Raw genomic sequence first — 567 nt, 5'->3', positions numbered from 1 at the left:
CGGTTGACGCCTTCGTAGTCGAAGCTTTCAATCAAGGCGCGGCGGACGTAAACATTGTCCAAGTGCTTGTGGCGCATATTGATGACGAAGCCTTGCATGCCGGCCGTGCTGTTTTGTATCCATTCGTGTTTGGACAGATTGCGTTTTTGGAGGACTTCGTCGGAGTAGGCGCGTGCCCAGTTGCGGGCGACGTTTTCTTGTACGAAGTCATATTGGCCGCCTTTCAGTCCTTCGATGCGGACAACTTCGTCTTTGACGTATTTGATGCGGATGTGGTCGTAGTTGTAGCGGCCTTTGCGTACGGGCAGATTTTGCGCCCAGTAGTTTTTGTCGCGGACAAACTCGCTGATGCGGCCGTTTTCGGCTTTGGCAAAACGGTAGGGGCCGGAGCCGATCGGCAGGCTGTTGGGTGCGGCGGCCAGGCCTTTGGGATAGCTTTTATGCGAGAAGACGGGCAGGCTGCCGAGAATCATGTGCAATTCTGAGTTGCGCTGTTTGAAGCGGAACACGACGGTGCGATCGCTGGGCGTTTCCACTTTGGCCACGTCGCTCCAGTAGAAGTGGTAC

Annotated in this window: 1 protein-coding gene; it reads right to left on the bottom strand. The window is 55.4% G+C overall.

What is annotated here, in order from left to right; translation table 11 throughout:
- A partial coding sequence (locus ACTHUR_RS16695) for an ABC transporter substrate-binding protein (protein WP_440399806.1) occupies positions 1-567 on the bottom strand: 567 nt, incomplete at both ends.

The sequence above is a fragment of the Neisseria sp. P0021.S007 genome (genome assembly GCF_051956855.1).
Note: the sequence above shows the minus strand (reverse complement) of the source record. Positions and strands in the feature narration are given on the sequence as shown.